Genomic DNA, 13,505 nt, shown 5'->3' on the forward strand with positions numbered 1-13,505 from the left:
CCTGGATTACGCCCATGACCTCCGTTGAGCGCTTCCTGATTAACTTGGACACGTGGCCCGCCGGGGCATTCCTGAGGATCGGCCTCGGCCTTTGCATTCTGCCGGTGTTCCGACTGCTGTCCGGCGGCGACGATCGTATCGTCGTCGCGTTGACGATGTTTCTCGCCCTGCTGCTCGCGCTTCGCCTTGTGCCGGCCGTGTGCCGACGTGTTCTTCCGTTTTCGCGCGAAGCGAAAGATCTGTGGTTCAAGCGTCGCAATCTTGGCAAGAGGTACGACTCCTACCAGTGGCAAAAGCTCTTCTGGATGGGGCTGGGCATGCTGCCCTACGCACTGATCTCTGGTGGATTGGGGCGCGGGGAAATCGTGCTGCTTGTGATCTGTACGATCGGCGGCGGAGCAGGGCTGCTGCTTTGGCGTAGGACCGGTCAGCTCAGCGTCGGTGCCGCCACTGCGAAAGCGACGAAGTTACCGCCGGCCGCGGTCGCGTCGACGCCGCCCTAGGACCGGGCCGCCCTACATTACGGGAGCCTGCGGCACTCGGTAAACCTGTCGCCGTCCGGCGTTTCCGCCCTCTCGAGGCAATGAGCCTTATCGGTAGCCTTGCCGGCTACGACAAAGTCGTAGGCCTGGTTTTTGAAGACCAGCACGTAACGGCCAGGTGAGAGGACGAGATCGGGGTTCACTGGCTGCAGCTCGACCATCTCGCGGCTTTCAGGGACCGGCGCTACGGTCAGGTCGACGGAAACGGACCGGATCGCCCAGGCATCGTTGGCCGTAGCGACTGCCGGTGACGACGGTGTTCGTGCGACCTGGGCGAGAATGCGCAATTGTGCGTTGTCGGGCGCGCTTGTCATAAGCTCGCGCTGATACGCGACAAACGAAAGCGGGCCGTGCGGCACCACAACGGTGCCCGGCTTCGTGGTCAATACCGACACGGCGATCCGGCTGTCAGGAAGGCGGATGTTCATCGGCTCGAGCCGGATCATCCGCCCGTTGCTTGACGCAAAAATCCCATATGTCGTCGGCAGCGAACGTGCGGGTGGTGCGGGCGCGGCTGCTTCGATCGGAGCACGATGTACGAACGTGGCAATTGCCGGCTTCAGCTTGCGTCTGCTTTGCGGTGGCGACTGAACGGGCGTCGCGTTCGAATGGCCGACAACCTGGGGTGTTGTATTGAGCACGGATGCAACATTGCCCCGCATGAGCATTCCGGTGCCAATCGCCAGCAGAACCGCTGTCGGAGCAAGGAACCACACAAAGTTGCGCACTTTCCATTCGCTGGTGATGGAACGTTGGTCTCGCGGCGAGCTCTGAAGTTCTTCCGCGATCAGCTTGTCGATCAGTATGATCTGCTGTTCCTGCACCGCGACGCTCGCCTCGGCAGTGCTGGTGTGCACGGGCGGTTGCACTGCTGGACGGATTGACGCCGGCGGCACCGAGTTCGGACCTGGGTCCGCGGCCGGACTGAATCCCTCTCCTTCATCTGCTTCAGGCGTGTACGAGGCAACGGCTGAGCCGGCATGCGAGTCCGGTGGCGCTGGCTGCGTGTCGTTGTCGGATTCCTCCGCTGAAGCATCGTTTGGATCGGCCGCAAAGGAGACGGACCCGTCGTCTGGTCCGGCATCAGGCGGAGCCACATTTGTCCAGCGGCCGATGTTCTCCGCGGCCTCATTCAGGCGCAGACTGACCTCATCCTGCGGGAGCACGATCGGCTGCAGGTGTTCCAAGTCGGGGACCGGGTGGGCTTCATTCGTCGGCCCACCGCCTGGCAAGCTAGGATTGTCGCCGAGGATCGTCGGTTGCTTGTCGGTCGGACTGTCTGGCGGCGGCTCGGCGGGATTTCGTTCCGGATTTGCGGGCTCGCGCAGGCGGGCTTCGACGAATTGCGTCCAGGCGCCACGCCGTCGCAGAGGTGCAGCGAGCCTGTCTGCCTGACGTGGCAAGGGCGGCGCATTGAGGATGGCCGCCTGAGCCGAGGGGAGCTGACTGGAGCGTTTCATGCCTGGATACGCAGCTTGACGTTTGTCCGCCATTGCGGACGTTCGCGACACCCTGGCGATCATATGAAAAGGATCGCCTACCTGCCGGGATGTAGCAGCCGCCGCTTAACAGGCCGTTAACCATAAACCGGCGGAAACGCCGCATTGCTCCGCACCACGCGAGGGCGACAATTTCAGGCGGCCGCTGGCAGCTCAAAGGATCCGGCGATCTGGCGCAGACGGTTGGCTCGTGCGCGCATCTGATCGGTATGAGCAATACCGAGGATGTCGAATACCGCCTGTATGCGGTAGAGCCAATCGTGCCTCAGCGCGGCCTCCCGGACGTTTGCGTTCTGAACCGCTCGCAGTCGCGCCGGGTCTGCGTCCAGCGCTTCGAGGATCTGGCAAATGTCCGGCGAATCGAAGGGCACGTGAATGACCGCATCGGGCCAGTCGAACTGCCGTGCAAACTCTTCGGTGCGTGGCGCCTCGCCAACCATCACTGCCCCGGCTGCAGCGCCTTCATAATAGCGCGCGGAAATCTCGTCACGTCCGGCTGTGAATTCCGGGTTGTTGACGTGACTGCGATTGGCAATGAAATAGCGGCTGCGCTGGAGGATATTCGCAATCATGTTGCGGTGTTCTTCCGGGTTGTCGACCCGGAACGTCCTTTCCTTTCGGTTCGAACCGCTCGCCGCCACAGTGTCGTAATAGTAGAAGAAGCGCTCTCTCTCGGCGCCGGCCAGCAACGCGGCGTGGGTCGTCGCCGAACGACGTCCGATGTTGCACACGGCGATCGATCGCTGCTGCTCGGGCCTCGGCGCGAACCGCTCCACGTCGACCGCCAGCGGCAGATAGCTGCACGGTCGACCTGCTATTCGCGCAATCTGCGGTGCGCAGTGATGCAGGCCGACGAATATATGATCAAATCCGGATAGGAGCTCGACCAGATACTCCGGGATGTCGTCTGCCCAGACTTCAGTGATGAAGCATGCGGCCTTGCGACACCGTTTGCGCCAGTCGGGAATCGCGGCGAGCGAGTGAAGTTGATACGCATTGCTGAAGATCGGGAAGAACAGTTCGTAATCACGTTGCAGCCGCAGTTGCGGCGGGGAGGGTGCCAGCACACCTGCCAGTTTGGTCGATCCTGATGCAAGGCGCGTCCACTTGTAGACCCGTCGCGAGAACTCCAGCGCAGCGCGATTTTGAACATCGAACCGATCGGCGCGCGCCATCGCCGCCAAATTGTCCTCGAACTCATAGCTGAGGCAAAATGCAACAAGATCGGAAATCCGACGCTGCGAGAGGAGTAAGACCTTGCCTTCCACGAGGCGCTGCCTCCGACCTATCAAATGCCGGAAAGTGCCGGCCACACGACTTCCGAAATCTCTCGACCAGGAGCGAGCTGCGCGTTGATCGTCGTCACGATGCGCGCAATGGCGCCAATCAACGCTAGTCCAGATACGCTATTTAATCTTGTTTTGTACAAGTTTTCCCGAAATTGGATAATGCGAGCCTGTGGAGTTCATTGCACGCGCATTGGCATTCCCGCCGTGCCGTTGCGAATGCAAGCACGAGGATGCATCGGCGAAGATTTGCGAACGGTACAGCGAATCCGCGTTAACCTGGAGAAGTTAAATCTGGAACTCGCTGGCAGTAGCGAAGAACGTCAGCGGACAATGACTGAGTGCGCGTTAACCCGAAAAGGTTAAATCTGGAACCGCCTGACAACAGCCGGCTTCGATGATGCGCAACGCGCTCCGCGGCAACTCCGAGAATTAGCTATAAATTTCATTTAACATGTGCCGAGCCAACGTTGGCGATGAACGCGTCGGGAAAATCCGGTAGCGTGCCGCATCATTTCGAAACGACAAAATATTCAACACGGCAAATCATTGAACACAGGCGGCGTCGGGGTTCATGCGTATTCTTAGCGTATTTGGTACTCGTCCAGAGGCGATCAAAATGGCACCGCTTGTGCTTGCGCTGGGCGAAGCAGAAGGAATTGATGCGCGCGTCTGCGTGACGGGCCAGCATCGTCAGATGCTCGATGATGTGATGTCGGCCTTCTCGTTGAAGGCTGACTACGACCTGAACATCATGCGACCGAACCAGTCGTTGATTGAAGTGTTCAGCGCGGTCATGACCGGAATCGATCCGGTCATCGCCGACTACAATCCGGACTACGTTCTTGTACAGGGCGACACTGCAACCAGTACGGCGGCTGCACTTGCCGCGTTCTTCCGGTCGGTCAGTGTCGGGCATGTCGAGGCGGGATTGCGAACCGGCAATCTCATGAGTCCATGGCCGGAGGAGGCCAATCGGCGGGTCACTGCCGTCGTTACGACGAGGCATTATGCACCGACGTTGCGTGCGCGTTCTGCCCTGCTGAAGGAGGGGTATCCGCCAGACGCCGTCATTGTCACCGGCAATACCGTGATCGACGGGCTGCTCCGTATGGCTTCAAATATCTCTCAACCAGGCGAGCTTCGCCGGTCGCTTGAAGCGAAATACTCATGGCTCGATACCTCGAAGCGGCTCATCCTCGTGACCGGACATCGGCGCGAGAGCTTTGGATCCGGGTTCCGGCAAATCTGCGAGGCATTGAAGACGATCAGTCGGCGGGACGATATTCAGATCGTGTATCCCGTCCATTTGAATCCGAACGTGCGCGGGCCGGTGTTCGACCATCTGCGCGATGCGTCGAACATCTTCCTGATCGAACCCCTGAACTATCCCGAGTTCGTCTACCTCATGACGCGCTCGTATCTCATCCTCACCGATTCCGGTGGAATTCAGGAGGAGGCACCGGCGCTTCGGAAGCCCGTGCTCGTCATGCGAGATACCAGCGAGCGGATGGAGGCCGTTGACGCCGGCGTAGCTCGCCTGGTCACCACCGACCCGGCTCGCATTGTTGCAGGCGTCGAGCGCCTGCTTGATGTACCAGCGGAGCACGAAGCCATGGCTCTCGGTGCAAATCCATTCGGTGACGGGCGAGCCAGCAAACTCATCGTGCGGGATCTTCTGAACGTCCGTCGGCCGCAACGTCCAACTGATCACATCACGAGCGTCAATGGTTTTCCGAATGCCGAGATGCATTCGCGGCCGACGCCACCGCTCTCCCAACCGGCGCACTGATCAAACGAAGCCATGGACACCAGAACCAATCAATTGGCTATTCAGGAATATGGCCAGCCGCTTGCGGAAGACTACGGTCCGCCTGCGGCGGGCCGTCCCGCTTTCGGCTTGTGGGACATCATCGACGTTCTGCGCCGCGAATGGCGGTTGCCCGTTATCGGACTGTTGATTGGGCTGGCGGTTGCCGTGGCTTCCGTTGTGGTCATGAAGGCGCCCTACAAGAGCAGTGCGCGCATCCTCATCGATCGAAGTCTGAATCGTTATCTGCAGACGAACAAGATCGTAGATCAGCCGACGATGGATGAAGTGGAGGTCGGCAGTCAGCTCTACGTACTGTCATCAGACAGGGTCCTGCTTCCGGTTATTCGCTCGCTGGGTCTGGCCAGTGATGGCGAGTTTGCCGGGCGATCTGCACTTGGCAGCGCCACAGACGGGAACTCCAGCACGGCGGAAGCCACTGCAGCCGCTGAACGAGCGGCGCTCGAATCTCTGCTGAAGCGGGTGACTGTTGCACGTGAGGATGTCGCGAACGTTATCAACGTAACGGTCGAGTCGCAGAGCGCGGAGAAGGCCGCGAAGATCGCCAACGGAATCGTGGATAGCTATCTCGCGTCCCTGCAGGACGCAAAGCTGAAATCAACGCAGAAGGTGAGCAAGTGGCTGCAGGAGCGGCTGATCGAGCTGAAGAAGCAGGTGGCCGATGCTGACAAGGCGCTGCAGGACTTCAAGACGGCAAACAATCTCAGCAGCACTGGCGCTCAGGATACCGAGCTCCTGGCAAGTCTGAATACCCAGCTGATGAATGCCAAGTTCGCGGCAGTCGAAGCAAAGGAGCGTCTCGACCGGATCAAGCGGACAGAGGCAAACGGGATTCCGTCGGCCGTGTCGACGGACGCGCTATTCAACGACAAGCGAGCGGCGGTCATCAACTTCGCGCTCAACAACAGCGAACTTGCACGTCTCCGCACGCAAAAGCGCGATCTTGCGTCTCGGCTTGCGGAGATGGAAGCTCGCGTCGGTCGCAAGCACGCGGCTGTCGTCAAGCTTCGTGCGCAGCTCAACAGCGTTGACGCCGCCATTCGGTCCGACGAGGGGCGCATTACCGATTCCTACGCCAGCGAATACGAAGTCGCCAGGGCACGACAGACTGAACTCGAAGACACCGCCGCGAAGCTTTCCGCGGAAACCGGAAGCCAGCTGCGCGAACTCGAGAGCGCTGCCGAGGCGCTGCGCAATCTCTATAGCGGATTCCTGCAAAAGCATAAGGAGATCGAGGCGGCGCAGGCGGAGACGCTTCCGGCCCAAAGTGCGCAGATCATCACGAGAGCAGTGCCGCCGCTGACCAAGAGTTCCAAGAAAACCCTCGTCGTGGCGGCAGGCAGCATTTTTCTCGGTCTGTTTCTCGGCATAGGCTCTGCCTTCGGACGCGAATGGATGGCGGATGTGTTCCGTACGCCCAAGGCCGTCGAACAGGTGACCGAGACGCGGTGCATCGGACTGCCCTTCGTCTATGCTGGTCAATTGCCAATCGAGGAGCATGTCCTTGCTGCCCCCTTCTCGCGCTTCGCGGAAGGTCTTCGCAATGTGAAGGCGATGCTCGACCGTTCGTCCGCCTCGACCGGGGGCAAAGTCATCGGCGTCGTGTCGGCAGTTTCGAAAGAGGGAAAGACTGTCGTTGCCGCCAATCTTGCCGCGCTCATATTGTCGTCCTCTGGATCGCGCACGCTGTTGATCGATGCCGACCTTCATCTCCGGAATCTCACGACTGCACTGTCCCCGGATGCGAAGGTCGGGCTTTTCGAAGCGCTGGAAGATCCGTCCCGTCTTGGCGAGTTTGTTTGCAAGCGGCCGCATTCGGGGCTGGATGTCCTGCCGAATGCCTGCGCGCTTCGGATTCCCAACGCTGCTGAACTCCTGGGCTCGCGGGAAATGGAAAACCTGCTCGCCGTCGCACGGAAGTCCTATGACTACATTGTGGTGGAGGTGGCGCCGATCATGTCGGTCGTCGATGCAAGGCTGATCGAGCGCTTCATCGACGAGTTCGTCTTCGTTGTGGAATGCGGTCAGACCAAGCGTACGAGCGTGCTCGAAGCCTTGTCGGTAACGCAGCTCATCCGTGAGCGCGTGTCGACCATTGTGCTCAACCAGATCGATCCCGTCGAGCTTAGAACCATCGAGGCAAGAAATGGCGTCAGGTCCGAAGGATATTACCGGGAGTAGACCTGTGGACGAGCTTGACAGTCGCGCTTCAAGTGTTCCGCACAGCGCCACGCCGCGCAGGTATGTGTTGATTTCGCCCTGCCGCGATGAGGGAGCCTATCTCCGCCGCACGCTGGACAGCGTGGCTGCACAGTCGGTGCCGCCAGCGCTGTGGATCGTCGTTGACGATGGATCCACCGACGAGACGCCACGGATTCTGGAAGAGTATGCGGCGCGGTTGCCTTATCTGTGCGTCGTGCGCCGCCAGGACCGCGGCCATCGGCGGGTAGGGCCCGGCGTGATTGAGGCGTTTTATGATGGTCTCGATCAAGTGTCGCTCGGCGACTTCGGCTATTTGTGCAAGCTTGATATGGATCTCGACCTGCCGCCTCGCTACTTCGAACTGCTGATGCAGCGAATGGAGGATAATCCACGTATCGGGACGACCTCAGGCAAACCCTGGTTCGTCCATCCCCAAACCGGTGATCTCGTGCCCGAGGTCTGCGGCGACGAAATGTCGGTTGGAATGACGAAGTTCTATCGGGTTGAGTGCTTCGGGCAGATCGGGGGATTCGTGCGACAGGTCATGTGGGATGGCATCGATTGCCATCGCGCCAGAATGCTGGGCTGGATCGCCGAGAGCGTCGATTCAGAGCCAATTCGATTCGTCCACCTTCGTCCGCAAGGGGCCAGCCAGAAGAGCATCTGGGCAGGCAGAATTCGTGCTGGCTTCGGTCAGTATTTCATGGGCACTTCGCCGTTTTACTATCTGGCGGTGGCGGCTTCCCGTCTTCGCGCGCACCCAATGTTCATCGGAAGCATCGCGATGCTTTGGGGTTATTTCAGCAGCTGGGCAAAGGGGTTGCCGCGCTATAACGACCCCGAGTTCAGACGTTTTCTTCGTACGTATCAGCACGCGTGCCTGAGACTGGGTAAACGAGCTGCCACGGCTCGCCTGGACGCCGAGCAAGTGGCTCGGTGGCAAGCCAGCCGGCAATCGCCGCAGGGGAGTTGAGCAGATGAAGCAACACGCGAGCCTATTGGGCGTGGAATTTGATGCGGTTACGCTCGATCAGGCGGCGCAGCGCTGTGTCGATATCTGTCTCCGCTCGAACAATTCTCACGTCGTGATGACGATCAATGCGTCGCACCTCTGCATGATACGGCGAGACGTGGCGTTGGCGCACGCATGTTCCGCGGCCGATATGACGGTGGCGGACGGTATGCCGGTGGTTTGGGCAATACGAGCGTCAGGTCAACGCATGCCTGAACGCGTGGCCGGCATCGATCTGATGGAAGGACTTTTAAGGGGGGCCGCGTCCAACGGACTTTGTGTCTATTTTCTAGGGGCGCACCAGCAAGTCGTCGAAAAGCTCGTGCGCGTCTGCGAGGCGCGCTTTCCGCAGCTGAAGATCGCTGGTTTTCGGAACGGCTACTTCGGTCCGGACGAGCACGAAATTATCGTCGATGAGATACGAGCCAGCGGCGCTCACATTCTCTTTATCGGCTTGCCGTCCCCGTTCAAGGAGGTATGGAGCGAACGCTATCGGGATCGGCTGCAAGTTCCCGTCATTCTGGGGGTCGGCGGCAGCTTCGACGTCTTGGCCGGCTTTATCAGGCGCGCTCCTCGGCTATTCCAATCGCTCGGTCTCGAGTGGTTCTGGCGCCTGATGATGGAGCCGCGCAAATTATGGCGGCGATATCTTTCCACCAACAGCGAGTTCATCTGGCTGGCGCTCCGCGAAGTAGTGGCGCGCAGGGCTTACGCCGCCCGTCCGGAGGAAGCGATCGCCGGATCGGCAAGCGTGGTGCGGAGAGACGACCGAAAAGTGGGTACGGAACGCAGGGTAGCTGATCGGCGAATTCTTGTCCGGCGAAGGAGCAGCGTGCGGGATTCGCAGCTTCCGATACCCGATCGCCGGCGCGGCATAGAGCGGCGTATCTCAGAGCGTCGGGCACGGTCGGCTAATGCCCTCAAGGGTATCGAGGTGAGCGCCTGATGTATCGGCTGACCAACCTGGATCATTGATCCACGCAGGCAGCTCAGCGATTAGCTTCATGGCGCAAGCGCGGGAAGCATCAAAGTGATTAAACCGCCAAGCAGCACCGATTCCTTCGGGTACGATAACGCAGACCAACCCATCGTCGTTAAGCTAAAGCCTGATGTGTACGTATTTGGGTATGAGTTCTGCCACGTTCTGCAAACGCTGATCAAACACGGCTGCGTGCCCGCTGAGCTCATCTATGAGGACGGAGGGGCGCTCATCCTTATTTTTGATCCCAATGAGAAGAAAACGGAACTATGGTCAGGATGGTGGAGGTGCGACAAACCCGACATTTACTCCATCATTGAACCAGAGCATCGCGGGCTCGTGAATCAAATATTCGAAACCGCAGGCGCCTTCATGGAGTTCTCCAATGCTCGATCTCCTCAGATTGAGCTGATCCCAGGCCAGATCCAAAAGATTCAAAGATCGGAGGCTGCGGTTTTCCGCGGGGACGCTCCCCTTCGTCCTCGACCTCTATAAAGCGCTGCTTCCGCACAGCGCGCATTGGAAGCATTTTTCTGAGTGTTGGGAATGGCGGCAGCGCTCCCCCGCCACCACGGGCTACGAATTTCGCCACGCCAAGCGTCAATCCTCCACCGTTGTACAATCCGGACAGCAGCGGCGGCTCAGAAATTTGAGGTTGAAGCAAGCCGAGGCGGAGCACCGCTGTCGGTCAATTTCGAACAGCCTGTTGTGACCCTCGCTACGGCTCAGCCGGATAGGCCGGCCTTGCGCAAGCCGTCGAGGAAGTGCTCGCGTTCGGCAGAAATTCTGTACCTTTCTGCCCGTGCTCGAACGAGATCGAGGGTGTTCGCTGGCGGCGTTGCGCCGTTCGCGCTCATTTCTCGACAACGTTCCGTGACGAACGCTTCGGCTTCGGATCGCGCTTCGCTGTGCCGACCCATCTGCGCATAGCAGGCAGCAAGCAGACTGTGCGACCAGCGGTCGGGGGATCGCGCCTCCATCAGCGTCTTGACTGCTTCATCGTACTGGCGCCCCGAATAGAGCGCGAGCGCGTGGTACCAGTGGTACAGATTGGGCGGGAAGGGATTCAGTCGTTTGGCCGCACCGATCCAAGTGAGGGCCTCTCGCCACCGTCCCCAGTAGACCAGAATGTTCGCGAAAACGGCGGCGACGTCGGCGTCGTTTGGATTGAGCGCGAGAGCTCGGCTGAAATGGATTTCGGCCTTGGCGTCCTCGCGACGGAGGAACAGCAATTGCGCAAAGACGCCATGGGCCCAGGCGTCGCCGCCGTCGATGTCGAGCGCGGTCTCGATCTCGCTCAGCGCGTCGTCGAGCTTCGCCGTACCGGGCGATTCGAGAAACACGTCGCAGACGATCGTCCAGGCAATGTTGACGTGAGCGCGGGCATATTGCGGATCGAGCGCGACGGCGTCCCGGAAAAACTGCCTGGCTTCCGCCATGCCCTTCACCGTCAATTGACGCCACCGCTCGTTGCCCAGCAGAACTAGGTCATAGGCGGTGATGCTCGGGGTCGGCTTGCGTCTGGCGATCTCGCGGCCGGCGTCCTCGAGCCGGCCCGGAAGGGCTGCGACGATTGCGCGGACGATCTCGTCCTGCAGGGCGAAGACGTCCTCGAGTTCGCGGTCGTAGCGCTCGGTCCAGAGATTGTAACCGCTGGCGCCATCGAGAAGCTGGACGGTCACCCGCATCCGGCTGCCGATCTTGCGCACGCTTCCTTCGGCCACGTACCTGACGCCGAGTTCGCGGCCGACCTGCTTGATCTCGGGCGTCTTGCCCTTGTAGGCGAAGCTGGAGTGGCGGGCGACAACGAACAGCGAGCGGAAGCGCGACAGTTCGGCGATGATGTCTGCCGTGATTCCGTCGGAAAAATATTCCTGCGCGGGATCGCAGCTGAGATTCGAGAACGGCAGCACCGCAAGCGACGGCCCATCCGGCACCGTCGGTGCCGGCGAGGTGGGCAGGCTGGCGCCGGATTCGGCGGCGACCAGTGGCCCGACATAGCGGTAGCCGCGGCGCGGCAGGGTCTCGATCCAGGTCGCGCCGCCCTCGACGTCGGCAAATACCCGCCGCAGAGCGGCGATCTGCACCGTCAGGTTGCTCTCCTCGATCGCAAGCCCCGGCCACGCCGCCTGCATCAATGCGTCCTTGGAAACCGGCGTTCCGGCCTGCTCGACAAGCAGGCGAAGCAGCGTCACCGCGCGCCGCCCGAGCACGACCGGTTCGGACTCTCGAAACAACATCACGGCTTCCGCGTCGAGGCGGTAGGGGCCGAATTCGTGGATCGTCGCCATGGTTCGGGAGACTACATTTTTTGCATCTTTTTCGGAACAGATTCAGGACCTCAGGGAATCCGGCGACCCGCCCCGGTGCCGCTGACGCGCAGCTTTGCGCGGCCGATTTCCGCTTTCGCCTCGATCCACCTCGCACGGCACCTCCGCCAGCCGTTCGCGCCGCCGCGGCCAGGCGACAGCCGCTTGACAATGTAAGTAAGAATATTATTACAAACTGCAGTTTTCGGAGAACGCGTTCATGCTGCAGACCAAGCGAAGCTATAGCGGAATGGTGACCGCGCCGCATCACCTTGCCGCTCAGGCCGGGCTCGCCGTCCTCTCCGAAGGCGGCAATGCGGTCGAGGCGATGATTGCGTCCGCCGCCACGATCGCGGTGGTCTATCCCCATATGAACGGCCTCGGCGGCGACAGCTTCTGGCTGGTCGGCCGGGCGGGCTCTGCACCTGTCGGAATCCAGGCGTGCGGACGGTCGGCGAAGGCCGCCAGCCGCGCCTGGTATCGCGAGCATGGCTGCAGCACCATCCCAAGCCGCGGACCGCTCGCGGCACTCACCGCCGCCGGGACCGTCGATGGCTGGCAGAAGGCCTATGAGCTCAGCCGCGATCGCCATGGGGGGCGCATGCCGCTGGCGCGGCTGCTCGAACCTGCGATCGGCTATGCCGCCGATGGCGTCGCCGTGACCCAGACCCTGCACGACAACACCACGAAGAAGCGCGCTGAACTGCAGGATGTGCCTGGCTTTGCCGAGGTCTATCTGCCGCAGGGCAATCCGCTTGCAGTCGGCGCACGGTTGCGGCAGCCGCGCGTCGCGGCCACGTTGCGGCAGCTGGCGCAAGCCGGCCTTTCCGATTTCTATCGCGGCGACCTGGCGCGTTCGATGGCCGCTGATCTCGAACGGCTCGGCAGCCCGCTCCACCTATCCGATCTGGAGCAGCATCAAGCCGCGCTGGTGACACCGCTGTCGGTCGATGTGGCCGGGCACAAGGTATTCAATATGCCGCCGCCGACGCAGGGCCTGGCCTCGCTGTTGATTCCTGCGCTCTATGCCCGGCGCATGGCGAAGGAGGCGGACGGGGTCGATCATCTGCACCGGCTGGTCGAGAGCACGAAGGCGTCGTTCCGCATCCGCAATCGCTACGTGACCGATCCCGACTACATGGCGCGGTCGGCGGCCGAGTTTCTCACCGACGAGTCCATTGCGGCGCTCGAAAAGACCGTCGCCGTCGATCATGCAGCGCGCTGGCCTGACCCGCCGGCCCAGGGCGATACGGTCTGGCTCGCTGCGACCGACCGGAACGGCCTTAGCGTCAGCTTCATTCAGAGCATCTATTGGGAGTTCGGCTCGGGCGTCATCCTGCCCCAAAGCGGGGTCACCTGGCAGAACCGTGGGACGAGCTTCGGTCTCGCCGAGACCGATATCAACCGCCTGGAACCTGGGCGGCTGCCGTTCCACACCATTCAGCCCGCAATGGCTGAACTCAGCGACGGCCGGCTGTTGTCCTACGGCACGATGGGCGGCGAAGGGCAGCCGCAAACCCAGGCGGCGATCTTCACCCGCTACGCGTTGCACGGTCAGGACCTTCAGTCGACAGTGACCGCGCCGCGCTGGCTGCTCGGTCGCACATGGGGCGAGGAGAACAACAATCTCAAGATCGAATCGCGTTTCGATCCTGCCGTCGTCGACGCGCTGCGGGCGCTCGGCCACGACATCCAGGTGGTCGGTGCGTTCGAGGAATTCATGGGCCACGCCGGCGCAATCGTCTGGCACCCGGACGGACTGCTCGAGGGCGCCAGCGATCCCCGCAGCGACGGCGTTGTCGCCGCCCGGTGAAGCGAGCACCTAGCGCTCACCCGCAGGCTGTT

10 protein-coding genes are annotated in these 13,505 nt (G+C 61.2%); 7 read left to right on the plus strand and 3 right to left on the minus strand.

The window, feature by feature from the left end; translation table 11 throughout:
- Positions 1–14: 14 nt before the first annotated feature.
- On the plus strand, positions 15–503 hold the full coding sequence (locus J6525_RS05710) for a hypothetical protein (RefSeq protein WP_225642701.1): 489 nt from the start codon (positions 15–17) through the stop codon (positions 501–503).
- Positions 504–520: 17 nt separating this feature from the next.
- Here J6525_RS05710 and J6525_RS05715 read toward each other — a convergent pair whose 3' ends face one another.
- Together J6525_RS05715 and J6525_RS47225 are read right to left on the minus strand one after the other, a co-directional pair.
- Positions 521–2,035, minus strand: a complete 1,515-nt coding sequence (locus J6525_RS05715) for a potassium channel family protein (RefSeq protein ID WP_225642703.1) — start codon at positions 2,033–2,035, stop codon at positions 521–523.
- Between the two features lie 140 nt (positions 2,036–2,175).
- Positions 2,176–3,309: a glycosyltransferase family protein gene (locus J6525_RS47225; RefSeq protein ID WP_225642705.1), complete on the minus strand. Its 1,134-nt coding sequence runs from the start codon at positions 3,307–3,309 to the stop codon at positions 2,176–2,178.
- A gap of 592 nt (positions 3,310–3,901) precedes the next feature.
- On the opposite strand from J6525_RS47225, the gene wecB reads away from it, so the two are divergent.
- The 5 genes from wecB (at position 3,902) to J6525_RS05745 (ending at position 9,846) form a co-directional block, all read left to right on the plus strand.
- Complete coding sequence (wecB, locus tag J6525_RS05725) at positions 3,902–5,119, plus strand: non-hydrolyzing UDP-N-acetylglucosamine 2-epimerase (RefSeq protein ID WP_225642707.1); 1,218 nt, start codon at positions 3,902–3,904, stop codon at positions 5,117–5,119.
- Positions 5,120–5,131: 12 nt separating this feature from the next.
- Positions 5,132–7,339 carry a GumC family protein gene (locus tag J6525_RS05730; RefSeq protein WP_225642709.1) on the plus strand — a complete coding sequence of 736 codons (2,208 nt, stop codon included), beginning with the start codon at positions 5,132–5,134 and terminating at the stop codon, positions 7,337–7,339.
- 4 nt (positions 7,340–7,343) lie between these two features.
- On the plus strand, positions 7,344–8,333 hold the full coding sequence (locus J6525_RS05735) for a glycosyltransferase family A protein (RefSeq protein WP_225642711.1): 990 nt from the start codon (positions 7,344–7,346) through the stop codon (positions 8,331–8,333).
- 4 nt (positions 8,334–8,337) lie between these two features.
- Entirely contained in the window at positions 8,338–9,318 is a 981-nt protein-coding gene (locus J6525_RS05740) for a WecB/TagA/CpsF family glycosyltransferase (protein WP_225642713.1), read from the plus strand.
- 84 nt (positions 9,319–9,402) lie between these two features.
- Positions 9,403–9,846 carry a hypothetical protein gene (locus J6525_RS05745; RefSeq protein WP_225642715.1) on the plus strand — a complete coding sequence of 148 codons (444 nt, stop codon included), beginning with the start codon at positions 9,403–9,405 and terminating at the stop codon, positions 9,844–9,846.
- A 230-nt stretch (positions 9,847–10,076) separates the two neighbouring features.
- On the opposite strand, the gene J6525_RS05750 is transcribed toward J6525_RS05745, so the two are convergent.
- Positions 10,077–11,642 (minus strand): winged helix-turn-helix domain-containing tetratricopeptide repeat protein, encoded by a 1,566-nt coding sequence (locus J6525_RS05750; protein ID WP_225642716.1) that lies wholly within the window; start codon positions 11,640–11,642, stop codon positions 10,077–10,079.
- Between the two features lie 238 nt (positions 11,643–11,880).
- Here J6525_RS05750 and J6525_RS05755 point away from each other — a divergent pair, with 238 nt between their 5' ends.
- Positions 11,881–13,473, plus strand: a complete 1,593-nt coding sequence (locus J6525_RS05755; protein WP_225642719.1) for a gamma-glutamyltransferase family protein — start codon at positions 11,881–11,883, stop codon at positions 13,471–13,473.
- Positions 13,474–13,505: the final 32 nt, after the last annotated feature.

Origin of the sequence: Bradyrhizobium australafricanum (assembly GCF_020329495.1) — a bacterium.
Taxonomy (GTDB): domain Bacteria; phylum Pseudomonadota; class Alphaproteobacteria; order Rhizobiales; family Xanthobacteraceae; genus Bradyrhizobium; species Bradyrhizobium australafricanum.

What these genes read in the sequence shown, in the direction of transcription:
- J6525_RS05710 (WP_225642701.1), top strand. Translation starts at nt 15, where the DNA reads ATGACCTCCGTTGAGCGCTTCCTGATTAACTTGGACACGTGGCCCGCC.
- J6525_RS05750 (WP_225642716.1), bottom strand. Translation starts at nt 11,642, where the DNA reads ATGGCGACGATCCACGAATTCGGCCCCTACCGCCTCGACGCGGAAGCC.
- J6525_RS05715 (WP_225642703.1), bottom strand. Translation starts at nt 2,035, where the DNA reads ATGGCGGACAAACGTCAAGCTGCGTATCCAGGCATGAAACGCTCCAGT.
- J6525_RS05755 (WP_225642719.1), top strand. Translation starts at nt 11,881, where the DNA reads ATGCTGCAGACCAAGCGAAGCTATAGCGGAATGGTGACCGCGCCGCAT.
- J6525_RS05730 (WP_225642709.1), top strand. Translation starts at nt 5,132, where the DNA reads ATGGACACCAGAACCAATCAATTGGCTATTCAGGAATATGGCCAGCCG.
- wecB (WP_225642707.1), top strand. Translation starts at nt 3,902, where the DNA reads ATGCGTATTCTTAGCGTATTTGGTACTCGTCCAGAGGCGATCAAAATG.
- J6525_RS05740 (WP_225642713.1), top strand. Translation starts at nt 8,338, where the DNA reads ATGAAGCAACACGCGAGCCTATTGGGCGTGGAATTTGATGCGGTTACG.